Genomic DNA, 14,094 nt, shown 5'->3' with positions numbered 1-14,094 from the left:
GCTCGGCGCTGACCTCAGCGCACGCGCACCGTCGAGCGTGCGAGCACGATCGGCGCGGTGACCGCGGGGTGCGCGAGCCGCAGGTACGGCTCGAGCCCGAGGTCGACCAGGTGCACGCTCCCCGCCAGCTCGGGACCGCGCCCGCGCACGAGGCCGGCCTTGACCGCGCCGAAGGTGACGGTGACATCGGCGGCGAGCACGGCGGCATCCGCCGTCCCGTCATCGGGGTCGAGGCCGCTGGGCAGATCGACGGCGACGATGCGGGGACGAGCGTCGAGCGCGAGGATCTTCTCGACGAGCGCACGGGCGCTGCCACGCAGCCGCCGGTCGGCGAGACGGCCGATGCCGAGGATCCCGTCGACCATGACGCGGTAGTCGGCGATCCGCGCGCACGCGTCGGTTCCCGAGCACTCGCGCACACCCGCGGCGACAGCCGCGTCGAGCGCCGCGCGATGCACGCGGTCGCGCACGAGCACGACGTCGACCGAGGCTCCCGCGCGGGCCAGCTCGGCCGCGGCGTACAGGGCGTCTCCGCCGTTGTCGCCCGCGCCCGCGAGGACGAGCACCGGCCCCGGATGGGCCGCGAGCTCGTCGGAGACCACGTCGGCCAGAGCCGCCGCGGCGCGGCGCATCAAAGGCACGCCCTGCTCGAGCAGCGGCTTCTCGGCGGCGCGCACGGCGTCGGCGGTATAGGCCGGTGTGCGCTCGGCCGCGAGCGGGGCCGCGCGCTCAGACATGCGACTTCGCCTCCGCAGCGCTCTCGCGCTCGGCGGCGGCGGGATCGCTCTTCGCGAGCGTCTCGCGCTCCTTCTTCTCGGCCTCGCGCGCCGCGTCGAGCTCACCGGTCGCCGCGCGCACGGCCTTCTCGGCCCGGCGCACGCGGAACTGGATGAGGGTCGACGCACCGTACTTCGCGCGGACGCGGTCGAGATCCTCCTCGGTGGCCACTGTGATGTAGGCCCCGGCGATGAGGATCACCTGGCTCGACAGGTTGAGCCACAGCAGCAACGCGATGAGCGAGGCGAACGTCGCCAGGAGGGGGTTGCTGGTGGCGCCGCCGACGAACAGTCCCGACAGCTGCTGCAGGACGACCAGCCCGACACCGCCCAGGAGGGCTCCGCGCAGGAGCGTGCTGCGACGCGTCTTCACGCCCGACAGTGCCGCGAAGGCCACGGCCACCGCGGCGGTGTCGAGCACCAGCACGACCGCGGTCGAGAGCAGCCACGTCAGCACCGCCGAGACCCAGGAGTCGGCGGAGATCCCCAGCAGCTCGCGCACGAAGGTGAGCCCCGCGGTGGCGAGGAAGGTCACGATCGCCGCACCCACCAGCGCGACGCCGATGCCGAGCGCGACGAGGAGGTTGCGCACGATCACGAGGATCGGCAGCGTGTCGTCGGTGGTCACCCCGGCGATCTGCCGGAACGCCGAACGCAGCGACCCGATGGCGCCGATGGCTGCACCCAGCAGACCGAGGATCGCGATGATCCCGGCGATCGTGAATTCGGGTGCCTTGATTCCGTCGAGCTGGAGCAGCCCGTTGGGGCCCACGAGACCCGGCACGACGCTGTTGACGGAACGCTCGAGGGCGGCGATCCCGTCGGGGTTGCCGGCGAGCCACACGGTCGCGAACGAGAAGCCCAGCAGCACCGCGGCGAAGAGGCTGAAGAGGGTGCGGTAGGTGACACTGTCGGCCAGCATCGGACCACGCGCTCCCGAGTAGACGAGGAAGGCGCGCACGAGGCGGAGCGACAGAGCCCACGCCGTGACGCGACGGATGAGGTCGGCCATGGGGTCAGGGTATCCGCGCGAGACGCCTCGCACCGCGGGGCTTGACCGATCCGGGGCGGCGCGACAGTCTGCGCCGCCCCTCACAGCGCCGCCCGCGCCAGCGACCACCCCGCCCCGAGCACCAGGACGGGCCCGAAGGCCACCTCGGCCCGGCGCCCTGCTGCCGCCCACGCCGCGATGCCCGCTGCGGCTCCGCCCGCGAAGGCGACGAAGAGGGCGGATGCCACGGCGCCCGGGCCGAACCAACCCAGCGTCGCGCCGACCAAGGCAGCGAGCTTGACGTCTCCCCCGCCGAACGCCGCCGGACGGGCGAGGTGCAGCACGAGACAGACGCCGAAGGCGGCGAGCGCTCCCCCGGCCACCGCGACCGCCCGGCCGGGTTGGCCGAGCACGCCCGCGGCGACCGCCATCAGCGCGAGCACCGCGATCGTCGACGGGATGACGACGACGTCGGGGATCCGGTGGGTGCGCGCGTCGATCACGGCGAGCACGACACCGGCCACGCCGAAGACCGACAGCGCGAGCAGGAGTACCACCGGCATCCGGGGTCAGGCGTCGAGCACGAACAGGCCGACGCGCACGATCGCCCCCGGATCGATGCCCTCGGCCTCGCGCACCGCACGCTTGAGCGGCAGCACGTACATGTCACTCGCCTGCGGGAAGATCGACGTGCGCCAGGTCGTCGCCCCGATGGTCGCGTCGACGCGCACTCCCCCGAAACCCCGGCGGAAGGTCTGCACCTCGCGGATCTCCTCGCTCAGCTCGGGCGGTACGGCCACGAAGTACCAGTCGCTGTCGGAACGGGCCTCCCACCGGAACACGTCGCCCTCGAAGTCGACGATCACGACACTGCCCTCGGCATCCGGAACCTCCTCGGTGATGTGGCGGTCACGTTACCCGGGTGCTCCGACACCCGTGCGCGCCGTCCCCCTGGGGAGAAGCCGCGACACCGCGATGTCGACCGCGACGGCGACCGCCACCGCGCACACGTAGACGACGAGGTCGCGTGCATCGAACCCGGTGCCCAGCAGCAGCGCCACCGGCGGCACGCGCTCGGCCAGCGCGAGCGGCACCCCGGTCAACTGCAGCAGTTCGACGCCCACGCACCACACGGCCGCGGCCCCGGCGAGCGCGAAGCGCGGAGCGCGCGGGAAGAGCAGGACGAGTCCGGTGAAGGCGGCCACCGCGTACAGCGCGTCGCCCGCGACGTCGGTCGCCGTCGACCCGGGCAGAGCCTTGTGCACGAGCAGCCCCGCGGCGATGACGGCGGCGAGCGCGACGAGGGCCGCGAGACGACGCCGCCTCACGCGAGGATCCCCGCCGCCCGCGCAGGTTCGGCGTAGGCGCGGGCGAGGGAGTCGACGGTGTCGTGGGCGTTGAGCCCGCTCGGATTCGGCAGCACCCAGGTCGGCACCCCGGCGATCGCCTCGTCCTGTCGCCCCGCCGCGGCCTTGGGGCGGCCGAAGCCCTGCCGGTACGCGGTGAGGCCGACCACGGCGACGGCGCGAGGGCTCCACGCGGCGACCCGGTCGACGAGAGCTGCGGCACCCTCGCGCAGTTCGTCGCGCGACAGCTCGTCGGCGCGGGCCGTCGCGCGGGCCACGAGATTGCTCACCCCCACCCCCGCGTCGAAGATCAGCCGGCGGTCGTCGTCGCCGAGCGGCTCGGAGTACGCCGGCAGGCGCGGGAGGATGCCCGCCTTCACCAGCGCGGGCCAGAACCGGTTTCCGGGTCGCGCGAAGGGGGTGCCGGTGGCCGCGGTCCACAGGCCGGGGTTGATGCCGACGAACAGCAGGCGGACGCCCGGCTCGACGAGGTCGGGCCGCGTGGCATCCCGGAACGACTCGAGCTCGGCGCGCGTATATCCCATGAGACCACTATGACCACTACCTCGGGACGACCCTGGGCGTCTGCCAGGATCGGAGGAATGGATGCCGTGCCCGCCCTCACCGAGATCCCTCCCGCGCAGTTCGTCATCGTCGGCGACAACGTGCGCCTGGCCACCTACTCGTGGGGCGATGTCGAGGCCGATCCGGTGCTGTGCGTGCACGGCTTCGGCTCGAGCACCCGCGACAACTGGGTCAACACGGGCTGGGTGCGCGACCTGCTGCGTGCGGGTTACCGCGTGATCGCGGTCGACCAGCGCGGTCACGGCGCGAGCGAGAAGCCCTACGACGCCGCGTCGTACACGATGCCCACGCTCGTCTCCGACCTGGTGGCGGTGCTCGACACCTACCTCGTCGACCAGGTGCGCTACCTCGGCTACTCGCTCGGCGGCCGCGTGGGCTGGCAGCTCGCCGTCGACGCCCCCGAGCACGTCGAGCGGGCGGTGCTCGGCGGGATTCCCGACGGTCGTCCCCTCGCTCGTCTGCGGGTCGATCAGGCGCGCGCGTTCCTGGATCACGGCGAGCCGGTTCAGGATGCCACGACCCTGCGCTACGTCTCGCTCGCCGAGCGCGTGCCGGGCAACGACCTGCGGGCCCTGGTCGCGATCGCCGAGGGCATGCGCCTGGGCGAGACCGACCCCGACCCCTCGTCGCCCCCGCAGCAGCCGGTGCTCATCGCAACCGGCACCGACGACCCCATCCACGACCAGTCGGCGCACCTCGCGGGCCTGCTCCCCCGCGGCGAGTTCGCCGACATCCCGAAGCGGCACCACGTCAACGCGCCGGGCTCGCGGGCGTTCCGCGAGGCGGGCCTGGAGTTCCTCGGCCGCTGACGCGTTCGCGCGACCTCAGGCGCAGTCGTACACGGTCGAGGGAGCCGAGCTGTCGGTCGCGCAGTGCTGCGTGACCCAGTCGCGGATCTGCGCCGAGCTCGACGTCGTCGACGCGGACGACCCCGGGGCACCCGACCCGCGCTGCTCGCCGCCGATGACATAGCGCACCTCACCCGACTGCACCATCGAGACGAACGCGTCGAGGGTGGGCACGGCATCCGTGCCGTTGAAGCCGCCGATGGGCAGGAACGACCCGCCGTCCGAGGCGACGATCAGCTGCGCGGCCGACTGCGCCCCGAAGGTCGCGGCGAGGTACGTGCCGCCGGTGCTGTGCGACTCAAGCCACGACAGCAGAGCCGTATCGGCGCCCGTGCTGCCGGAGCCCGGGAAGGCCGCGCCGCCGTCGCGCGTGCGGCCCTGTCCCGTGCCGCCCTGCGCGAAGCCCTGACCGGATCGGCCCTGCCCCGCCCCGAAGCCCTGACCGGTGCCCGAGCCCGGCGCGGTGCCCGACCCGGGCGCGCCGCCCGAGCCCTGCCCCGGAGCCTGCCCGGCGCCCGGCGCTCCGCCCGCGAAGCCGGCGCGGCCGAAGTCTCCGCCCGAGACCTCCGACACGCCCCCGGCGACGGGGTTGATGGAATTGGGGTGGGCGATGGTGACCGCCGACCACACCGCCGGGGTCAGCAGCAGCCCGATCATCAGCGCCGAGGTCACGAGCAGCCGGGATCCGCGACGCAGCACCAGCAACACGATCGCGGCGGCGGCGGCGAGGGCCTGCACGATCGACACCGGGACGCTGTATCCGCCCATCGCGATGCCGATGCCCAGCGCCGTCGCCCCGGCCGCGCCGACGATCACCACCTGGGGCCAGGTCTTGCCGGCGCGATGCGCGACGGCCAGCGCGGTCGCCACCGTCAGCGCGAGAGGAACGGCGAGGGCCGCGGTGTAGAACTGGTGCATCCCGGCGACCGCCGAGAACATCGCCGCGAACGTCGCCGTCCACACCGTCAGCAGCACGGTCAGCGGCCGCGAGAACCGCAGCACCCACAGCACGACGATCGCCACCAGCGCGGCCGGGACGAGCCACGCGATCTGCCCGGCCAGCTGCGCGTTGAACAGGCGCAGCACTCCGGGGTCGCCCGAGAACGGCGGGGTGAACGACTCGAACGAGCCGATGTCGGCGGTCGCCGAGAAGCGCCCCAGACCGTTGTAGCCGAACACCATCTCCCACGGGTTGTTCGACAGGGTGCTGCCGACGTAGGGGCGGCTCCCCGCCGGGATGAGCGAGACGATGGCCACCCACCACAGCGAGGCCGCAGCGCTCACCGCACCCGCGACGAGGAGGTGCCCGAGGCGCCGCGCCCACGACTGCCGCGTGAACAGGTAGGCGGCGGCCAGCGCCGGCCACACCGCCCACGCCTCGAGCATGTAGAACTGGAACGACAGTCCCACCAGCGCCCCCGCCGCGACCAGCCAGCCGAGGCTGCGCTGCTCGACGGCCCGCACCGCCGCCCACGCGGTGAGCGAGAGCCCGAGCACGAAGAAGGCCTCGGGCTGGTTCGAGCGGGCCACCGCCACGAGGATCGGCGTGACCGCCACGACCGCCCCGGCGATGAGGCCCGCGCGCACCCCCGCGAGTCGGCGAGCGGTGACGGCGGTCACGAGGGCCGCACCGACGGCGGCGAGGGCGTTCGGCAGGATCACGGCCCACGCCGAGTAGCCGAACACGCGCGCGAACAGCGCCGGGATCCAGAACGAGCCGGGGATCTTGTCGAGCGTGACAGTGCCCGCCGGGTCGACGGCGCCGAAGAAGAAGTTCGACCAGCTCCTGCTCATCGACAGCGCGATCGAGGCGTAGTACTCGCTCGGTGCTCCCGCCCACACCTGCCACCCGGTCAGCACCAGGGCGCCGAGGCCGATGGCGAGCAGGCCGAGGGTCCAGCCGCCGGGGCGGCGCAGGGCCGGGAGGGCGGGGGCGGCGGCGGACGATGCGGGCAGAGTGGCGGTCACCGGCGCATCGTAGGCAGGCGCTCCCTCACCGCGGCCTAGCGGTTCTTATGCGTGACTGATGAGTGGCGGCCGCGGCATCCGGAGAAGAAGGGTCCGGATGCCGACTCCCCGGGCATCCGCGCCGGTCACGTTCTCGCGTTCAGGCGGTTCAGGAGGCGGAGACGGAGAGCTTCGGAGCCTTCGGCGCCGCGGTGGCCGAGGCCTGCAGCCCGACCCGCACGCTCTGTCCGGCGCCCAGCGTCGCGGCCCAGTCGCTGCCGGTGCAGGTGACCTTCGTGCCGCTGACCGCGCAGCTCATGCCCCAGGCGCTGGTGACGGCCGTGGTGCCGGGGGCGTCGAACGACACGGTCCAGCGCTTCACCGCTCCCGAGGCCGTCAGCGACAGCTCGGCGACGTAGCCCTCGCCCCACACGCTCTGCGGGATCCAGGTCGCGGCCAGGCCCGGGCTCGCGGTCGGCTTGGGGGTGGTGCTCGCGGTCGGCTTGGGCGTCGCGCTTGCGCTCGGCTTCGGCGTCGCGCTGGCCGTCGGCTTGGGCGTGGTGCTCGGCTTGGGCGTCGCGCTCGCGGTCGGCTTCGGCGTCGTGCTCGGCTTGGGCGTCGGACTGGGCGTCGGTGTCTTCACCGGCGTGAGGATCGGCGCGAGAGCCGCCAGCTTCGCTTTCTGCGGCGTCTTCCAGTCATCGGTGACCAGGCCGCCCGTGTCGCCGCTGTTGGGATTGAACGACCAGTACGCGTAGCTGATCTTCGTCTTCGCGAGGTAGCCGACGAGGGACTTCAGCCACGCCTTGTCGCTCGCGGTCTCGTATTTCGTGCCGAACTCGCCGAGCAGCACGGGCGCGGTGTTGGTGCGCACGAGGTAGCCCCAGTTCGCGTCCCACAGCGACTCGAGGTTCGCGGGGTAGTTCGGCGCCGAGAACCACGACTGCTGGTGCACGGTGGCCGGGTAGTCGTGGGGCGAGTAGACGACGCGGTTCTTCACCGTGAGCGAGACGGGAGCCGCGCCCGCGTCCTTCAGGCCGCCGCCCCACCAGGTGCTCGAGCCGTCGTTCTGGCGTTCGACGCCCTCGACGATGATGAGCAGTTTGGGGTTCACCGCGAGCACCGCATTGCCCGCACGCGTGGCGGCGGCCCGCCAGTCGCGCTTCGGGTCGCCGCAGTTCCAGCAGGCGGGGCCGTGGGGTTCGTTGTGCAGGTCGACGCCGATGACGGTGGAGTCGCTCTTGTAGCGCGCCGCGAGCATCTTCCAGTCGTCGATCCACCGCTTCTCGCTGTACTGCGCGGTGTACCAGAGCTCGCTCTGCGCGCCCGAGTCGGGCCGGTGCCGGTCGAGGATCACCGACAGCCCGTGCGCCTTCGCGCGGGCGATGAAGGCGTCCATGAGCTTCAGCGGAGACAGTGTGGCCAGCTGCGGGTTCACGTAGCTGTTGATCGAGTTCGACGACTTCGCCGCGAGGCACTCGTTCGAGAAGGGCAGGCGGATGGTGGTGAAGCCCATGCGCGCGATCTGGTCGAGCCCGTCGTCGAGCGAGATCGACCACAAGCCGTGCGGCGCGCAGTTCGAGGTCTCCATGCCGAACCAGGCGACGGCCTTGATCGTGTAGGGCGTTCCGGATGCCGTGACGATGCTCGCTCCGCGCGTCGACAACCAGCCCGGAAGGGTGGCGGCGGAGGCGGCCGGAGCGGCGACGACCCCGGATGCCAGGAGCACCAGCGCCACCGTGATCGCGGAAACACGGCGCGCCGATCGTCGCAGTGTCGCCCACCGCGCGCGCCATCCGGACATCGGCACCCCCGCGGTCATCGTAGCGGTGCCCGGCGCCGCCCCGCGCACGCGCGAAACGCCGGCATCCCGGCATCCGGCCCCCTGCTCTGACCCGCACGGGACCGCCTCGCGCGATTCGGCGTCGCCGCGTCCGCGATCAGCGACGGTTTCCGTCGTGTTTCCGCGTGTGAAATGTCGAGATCACCATTGATACACCTGACAATCCGCTGATACCGTCGCCGATCATGACTCCTCCGATCGAGCGCAGCGCCGTGCTCGACGACGTCTCGAAGGCGATCGTCGAACAGCTGCAAGAAGACGGGCGCCGGTCGTACGCCGAGATCGGCAAAGCCGTCGGTCTCAGCGAGACGGCCACGCGCCAGCGCGTGCAGAAGCTGCAAGAGGCCGGTGTCCTGCAGATCGTCGCCGTCACCGACCCGCTCCAGCTCGGTTTCGCCCGCCAGGCGATGATCGGCGTGCGCGTGTCGGGAGACACCCGCGTGGTCGCCGGGGCCATGAGCGAGATCCCGGGCGTCACCTACGTGGTGTCGACGGCCGGCTCGTTCGACCTGCTCGTCGAGATCGTCTGCGAGAGCGACGACGACCTCATCGACGTGCTCAACGACCGCATCCGGTCGTTGCCCGACGTCGTCTCGACCGAGACGTTCGTCTATCTCAAGCTCCACCGTCAGCTCTACAACTGGGGAACGCGATGACTCTTATCGAAACCGACCAGCATGCCGACCTCCAGGCCAAGGCCCGCGACCACCTCTGGATGCACTTCTCCCGTCAGTCGACGATGACCGACGGTCCCGGGGTGCCGATCATCGTCAAGGGCGAGGGCCACCACATCTGGGATGCCCGGGGCAAGAAGTACATCGACGGGCTCGCGGGCCTGTTCGTGGTGAACGCCGGCCACGGACGGCGCCGCATCGCGCAGGCTGCGGCGAAGCAGGCGGAGGAGCTCGCGTTCTTCCCCCTGTGGTCGTACGCGCACCCCGCGGCCATCGAGCTCGCCGAGCGCCTGGCGAACCTCGCACCGGGCGATCTGAACCACGTCTTCTTCTCCACCGGCGGCGGAGAGGCCGTCGAAACCGCGTTCAAGCTCGCGAAGCAGTACTGGAAGACGCAGGGCAAGCCCACCAAGCACAAGGTCATCTCGCGCGCGATCGCCTACCACGGCACCACGCAGGGCGCCCTGGCGATCACGGGCCTGCCGGTGATGAAGCACATGTTCGAGCCGGTCACCCCGGGCGGATTCCGCGTGCCCAACACCAACTACTACCGCGCCGCCGAGTCGGGCTTCGGCGGCGGCACCCCCGAGGAGTTCGGCCTGTGGGCCGCCGACCGCATCGAGCAGATGATCCAGTTCGAGGGCCCCGAGACCGTCGCCGCCGTCTTCCTCGAGCCCGTGCAGAACGCCGGCGGGTGCTTCCCCGCCCCGGCCGGCTACTTCCAGCGCGTCCGCGAGATCTGCGACAAGTACGACGTGCTGCTGGTCTCCGACGAGGTCATCTGCGCGTTCGGCCGGCTCGGCCACTACTTCGGCGCCTCGGCCTACGACTACCAGCCCGACATGATCACCTTCGCCAAGGCCGTGACCAGCGGGTACTCCCCCCTGGGCGGCACGATCATCAGCGACCGCATCTACGAGCCCTTCGCCCACGGCGACGCGACGTTCCCGCACGGCTACACCTTCGGCGGTCACCCGGTGTCGGCGGCGGTCGCGCTCGAGAACCTCGACGTCTTCGAAGAGGAGGGACTGCTCGAGAACGTGCGCACGAACTCCCCCGTCTTCCGCTCGACGCTCGAGCAGCTGCTCGATCTGCCGATCGTCGGCGACGTGCGCGGCGACGGGTACTTCTTCGGCATCGAGCTCGTCAAAGACAAGGCGACCAAAGAGACCTTCGACGACGACGAGTCCGAGCGCCTGCTGCGCGGATTCCTCTCGAAGGCCCTGTTCGACGCGGGCCTGTACTGCCGCGCCGACGACCGGGGCGACCCGGTCATCCAGCTCGCACCCCCGCTGACCCTCGGTCCCGCGGAGTTCACCGAGATCGAGCAGATCCTGCGCTCCGTGCTGACCGAGGCCTGGACCCGCCTCTGATCTCCGGATGCCGGCGCCACCACGTCGGCATCCGGTCCCTCCCGGCGCCACCCGCGCCGACTCCCCCGCTCCCACCCCGAGCGGTGCTCCGCCCGCTGTACCCCGACATCAGCCCCTCGGACGCGACGCCCGATCGCGCACCGCACCCTCTAGGAGGAGCCACGAACGACAACCTCGCCGCCACGACGGCCGCATCCCGCTCGGGAGCGAAACTCGCCCGCACCCTCGGCCTCTGGTCGATCGTCGGCCTCGGTCTGGGGTACATGACCCCCACCGTCGTCTTCGACACGTTCGGCCTCGTCGCCGAGAAGACGAACAACGTCGTGCCGGCCGCCTACGCGGTCGCGCTCGTCGTGCTGGTCTTCACCGCCATCAGCTACGGCAAGATGGTCCGCGTCATCCCGAGCGCCGGCTCCGCGTACACCTACGCCCGCGAGTCGATCCACCCCGGCGTCGGCTTCGTCGTGGGCTGGACCGCCCTGATCGACTACATGCTGCTGCCGATGGTGAACGCGCTGATCCTGCGCAGCTACATGGAGGCGCTCTTCCCCGACGTGCCCGGCTTCATCTGGGTCATCGTTTTCACCGCGGGCGTCACGGGCGTGATCTACCTGACGATGCGCGGCACCTCGAACGTCAACATGATCCTGCTGGTGTTCTCGATCCTCGTCATGACCGTGTTCGTCGTGATGGTCGTCGTGCAGCTCGTCGGCGGCGCGGGAGCCGGGACCGCGGTCTCGATCGCCCCCTTCGCCCACAGCGAGGTGCAGTTCGGTGCCGTGCTGGCGGGGGCAACCGTGGTGTGCTTCTCGTTCATCGGCTTCGACGCGGTCTCGATGTACTCCGAAGAGGCCAAGACGCCGAAGATCATGCCGCGCGCGATCCTGCTGACCCTGGTCGCCGGTGGCGTCATCTTCCTCGTCGCGGCGTACGTGACGCAGCTTCGCTTCCCCGACTCGACGGCCTTCCCGCAGGAGGCGATCGAAGACAGCACGCTGCCCGAGATCGGCGTGCAGGTCGGCGGTCCGGTGCTGCAGGCGGTGCTCACCGCGGCCGGGTTCGCGGCGACGCTCGCGTCGTGGCTCGCCTCGCACGCGTCGGTCTCGCGCATGCTCATGGTGATGGGCCGCAACAACGTGCTGCCGCGCCGGATCTTCGGCTTCATCAACCCGAAGACCCACACCCCGACCTTCTCGATCGTCATCGTCGGCGTGGTGAGCCTGCTCGCGATCGCGTTCACCCTCGAGCAGATCGCGGCGTACATCAACTACGGCGCGCTCGTGGCGTTCACCTTTGTGAACGTCTCGGTGATCGCGTGGTTCGCGGTGCGACAGGGGCGGCGCAAGACACCGGCCGACATCCTCCGTTACATCGTCATGCCGGCGATCGGCATGGTGCTCACCGGCCTGCTGTGGGTCAACCTCGACATGCACGCCCTCATCGGCGGACTGATCTGGACCGGGATCGGCGTCGTGTACCTGTTGGTGCTGACCCGCGGGTTCCGCCGCCCGATCGCCTCGTTCGATGAGAACGAGCCCGTCACCGGCTTCAACAAGACCATGCCGGGGCCGCGTTCCGAGATCTGACCCGCCCCGCTGACAGGCCGCGGCATCGCTTTCCGGGTGCCGCGGCCTTCGCGCGTCCGGGCACCGCGCCCAACTGACAGCGCTCTCATATCCGGCTGATATCCGCCACCGTCCTGACCGCGCGACCCTGTGCATCGTGACCCCTGCCCCGCCTCTCGCGCGCTGGTGGCGCGAGCCATGGTGGGCGCGCCTCTCGCTCGTGCTCATCGTCGCGGGCTTCGTCGTGCTCACGTGCTGGAACCTCTCGCGCGGGGGCGACTTCTCGTTCTACGAGGCGGCGGCGCGATCGATGTCGCAGTCGTGGCGCGCCCTGTTCTTCGGGGCGTTCGATCCGGCGGCCACGGTCACCCTCGACAAGCTCAGCGGCTTCGCGGTGCCGCAGGCGCTCAGCATCCGCGTGTTCGGCATGTCGGTCTCGGCCATCGCCCTGCCCCAGGTGATCGAGGGTGTGATCACCGTCGTCGCGTGCGCGGTGATCGCGCTGCGATGGGGAGGGCGCGGTGCGGGGCTGGTCGCCGCCGCGGCCGCCGCGTCGACCCCGATCTTCGTGTCGATGTTCGCGCATCCGATGGAAGACGGCCTGCTGACGATGTCGCTTGCGGTCGCGGTGGTGTGGTGGCAGCGCGCGATGCTCACTGCGCGCTGGGGGCCGCTGCTGATGGCGGCCCTCTTCGTCGGCATCGGCTTCCAGGCGAAGATGATGTCGGCGTGGTTCGTGCTGCCGGCGCTGATCGTGGCCACGCTCGTCGCGGTGCCGGACCGCCGTCGCGCCCTCGCCCGCGCCGGTGCGGTGACCGGGGTGTCGGTGGTGGTCTCGGTGGCGTGGATGGTGGTGTTCGCGCTCGTGCCGGCGGGCAGCCGCCCCTACGTCGACGGGTCGACCGACGACGACATCTTCGCGATGGTGTTCGGCTACAACGGACTGGACCGCCTCGCCCCCGGCGCTTACCCGGGGTCGGTCGGTTCGTCGGGCGGCGCGGGCGGCGTGGGCTCGACGCTCGCAAGCATCGTGCACGCTCTCTTCTCCCCCGCCTCGACGGGGCAGCACGGCAGTCTGCCGACCCTGTCGAAACTCGTCGAGCTGCCGCTGGTCACACAGATCGGCTGGCTCTACCCCGCGGCCCTCGCCGGCATCGTGCTGGGGCTCTGGCGCTACGCCCGCCGCCCACGCGGTCGAGCTCTTCCGTCGGCTCGCCGCGTGCGCTTCGCCCTCGTCGTCGCGGCGACCGTGTGGCTGGCGACGGCCGCGGCCGTGCTCACCGTCACGCGCGTGCCGCACACCGCGTACGTCGCATCGCTGGGCGTGCCGATGGCGCTGCTGACCGCCATCGCGTGGCGCGAGGGCGTCCGGCTCCTGCGCGCGCGGAACGTCGCGCTGCGCCTGATGCTCCCCGCCGTCGTCCTCGCGCAGGCCGGGTGGTGGGCGTGGCTCATCGCGCAGGCGCTGCTTCCGTCCGTGCTGCTGATCCCCGCGATCGCCCTCGGTACGGCAGGCCTGGTGACCGGGCTCGTCGCGGCCCTGCGCGGGCGGAGGGCCCCCCGGCCGCTGCGACGGGCCGCTCCTCTCGCTCTGGCCATCGCCCTGCTGTGCCTGCCGGTCGCGACGAGCCTGCAGGTGCTCGACGACGCCCGCGACGGCAGCGGTGGCGACGCGTACGTGGGTGTCACTGCGGTCGGCGGCAACCGCGACGAGGTCTTCACGGTGTCGACACCCGCGCCGTGGGGTGGCCACCCGTCGCTGACGCCGGCGCTCGCCCAGCTGGTGTCGCTCGCCGAGAAGCATGGCGGCGGAGCCGAGGGGACGCCGCTGTTCGTCGCCGACTCGTGGGCGATCTCGGCGCAGATCATCGATGCCACCGGTGCGCGCGTGCTCACCGATGGGGGCTACAGCGGTCACGTGCCGGTGTTCACCGCCGACCAGCTCGCGCAGATGGTGAGCACCGGGCGCGTGCACCTGTTCGCCGTGGCCTACGGCGCCCCCGAAGGCGATCCCGTGCGCGAGGTGGCGACCGGCCCCGGCTGCCGTGCCCTCACGACGGTGACGTTCGCCCCCGCGAAGGAGGCCGGCGATGGTCGACCCGCGTCGAAGGCGACGGGGGTCACCCTGTACGACTGCCGGTGACCC

Annotated in this window: 13 protein-coding genes; 5 read left to right on the top strand and 8 right to left on the bottom strand. The window is 71.6% G+C overall.

From position 1 onward, the window contains the following. Positions 1-14: 14 nt before the first annotated feature. The 6 genes from LPW41_RS07295 to LPW41_RS07270 form a co-directional block, all read right to left on the bottom strand. Positions 15-737 carry an NAD(P)H-hydrate epimerase gene (locus tag LPW41_RS07295; protein WP_230704446.1) on the bottom strand — a complete coding sequence of 241 codons (723 nt, stop codon included), beginning with the start codon at positions 735-737 and terminating at the stop codon, positions 15-17. Then, positions 730-1,788, bottom strand: a complete 1,059-nt coding sequence (locus tag LPW41_RS07290) for a YhjD/YihY/BrkB family envelope integrity protein (protein WP_230704445.1) — start codon at positions 1,786-1,788, stop codon at positions 730-732. The genes LPW41_RS07295 and LPW41_RS07290 overlap by 8 nt, the downstream gene beginning before the upstream one ends. An 80-nt stretch (positions 1,789-1,868) precedes the next feature. Then, a complete protein-coding gene (locus LPW41_RS07285; RefSeq protein ID WP_230704444.1) occupies positions 1,869-2,330 on the bottom strand; it encodes a prepilin peptidase in 462 nt (153 codons plus the stop codon). Positions 2,331-2,336: 6 nt separating this feature from the next. Further along, positions 2,337-2,633: a DUF1905 domain-containing protein gene (locus LPW41_RS07280; RefSeq protein WP_154095863.1), complete on the bottom strand. Its 297-nt coding sequence runs from the start codon at positions 2,631-2,633 to the stop codon at positions 2,337-2,339. 48 nt (positions 2,634-2,681) lie between these two features. Continuing rightward, on the bottom strand, positions 2,682-3,095 hold the full coding sequence (locus tag LPW41_RS07275; protein WP_230704443.1) for a DUF2809 domain-containing protein: 414 nt from the start codon (positions 3,093-3,095) through the stop codon (positions 2,682-2,684). Beyond that, positions 3,092-3,658 carry a mismatch-specific DNA-glycosylase gene (locus LPW41_RS07270; protein WP_154095865.1) on the bottom strand — a complete coding sequence of 189 codons (567 nt, stop codon included), beginning with the start codon at positions 3,656-3,658 and terminating at the stop codon, positions 3,092-3,094. The genes LPW41_RS07275 and LPW41_RS07270 overlap by 4 nt, the downstream gene beginning before the upstream one ends. Before the next feature lie 57 nt (positions 3,659-3,715). Between LPW41_RS07270 and LPW41_RS07265 the strand changes: the two genes are divergently transcribed. Continuing rightward, the gene (locus LPW41_RS07265) at positions 3,716-4,507 is read left to right on the top strand and encodes an alpha/beta fold hydrolase (protein WP_144828057.1); all 792 of its coding nucleotides are present in this window, start codon (positions 3,716-3,718) and stop codon (positions 4,505-4,507) included. 15 nt (positions 4,508-4,522) lie between these two features. Here the strand turns inward: LPW41_RS07265 and LPW41_RS07260 are convergent, their stop codons facing one another. Both LPW41_RS07260 and LPW41_RS07255 read right to left on the bottom strand, forming a co-directional pair. After that, positions 4,523-6,514 (bottom strand): glycosyltransferase family 39 protein, encoded by a 1,992-nt coding sequence (locus tag LPW41_RS07260; protein ID WP_230704442.1) that lies wholly within the window; start codon positions 6,512-6,514, stop codon positions 4,523-4,525. A 148-nt stretch (positions 6,515-6,662) separates the two neighbouring features. Continuing rightward, positions 6,663-8,297, bottom strand: coding sequence for a cellulase family glycosylhydrolase (locus LPW41_RS07255; protein ID WP_230704536.1), 1,635 nt, complete (start codon positions 8,295-8,297; stop codon positions 6,663-6,665). A gap of 224 nt (positions 8,298-8,521) precedes the next feature. On the opposite strand from LPW41_RS07255, the gene LPW41_RS07250 reads away from it, so the two are divergent. The 4 genes from LPW41_RS07250 (at position 8,522) to LPW41_RS07235 (ending at position 14,091) form a co-directional block, all read left to right on the top strand. Beyond that, on the top strand, positions 8,522-8,992 hold the full coding sequence (locus tag LPW41_RS07250) for an Lrp/AsnC family transcriptional regulator (protein WP_144828063.1): 471 nt from the start codon (positions 8,522-8,524) through the stop codon (positions 8,990-8,992). Then, positions 8,989-10,383, top strand: a complete 1,395-nt coding sequence (locus tag LPW41_RS07245; RefSeq protein ID WP_154095867.1) for an aspartate aminotransferase family protein — start codon at positions 8,989-8,991, stop codon at positions 10,381-10,383. Before LPW41_RS07250 ends, LPW41_RS07245 begins: the two co-directional genes overlap by 4 nt. An 83-nt stretch (positions 10,384-10,466) precedes the next feature. Beyond that, positions 10,467-11,969, top strand: a complete 1,503-nt coding sequence (locus tag LPW41_RS07240; RefSeq protein WP_308071701.1) for an APC family permease — start codon at positions 10,467-10,469, stop codon at positions 11,967-11,969. Between the two features lie 136 nt (positions 11,970-12,105). Continuing rightward, positions 12,106-14,091, top strand: a complete 1,986-nt coding sequence (locus LPW41_RS07235) for a glycosyltransferase family 39 protein (RefSeq protein ID WP_230704441.1) — start codon at positions 12,106-12,108, stop codon at positions 14,089-14,091. The last annotated feature ends 3 nt before the right edge of the window (positions 14,092-14,094 follow it).

This window comes from Microbacterium sp. JC 701 (genome assembly GCF_021026215.1).
In the GTDB taxonomy this organism is placed as follows: Bacteria; Actinomycetota; Actinomycetes; order Actinomycetales; family Microbacteriaceae; genus Microbacterium; species Microbacterium algihabitans.
The sequence above is the reverse complement of the archived record's forward strand: the minus strand, read 5'-3'. Positions and strand labels throughout refer to the sequence as shown.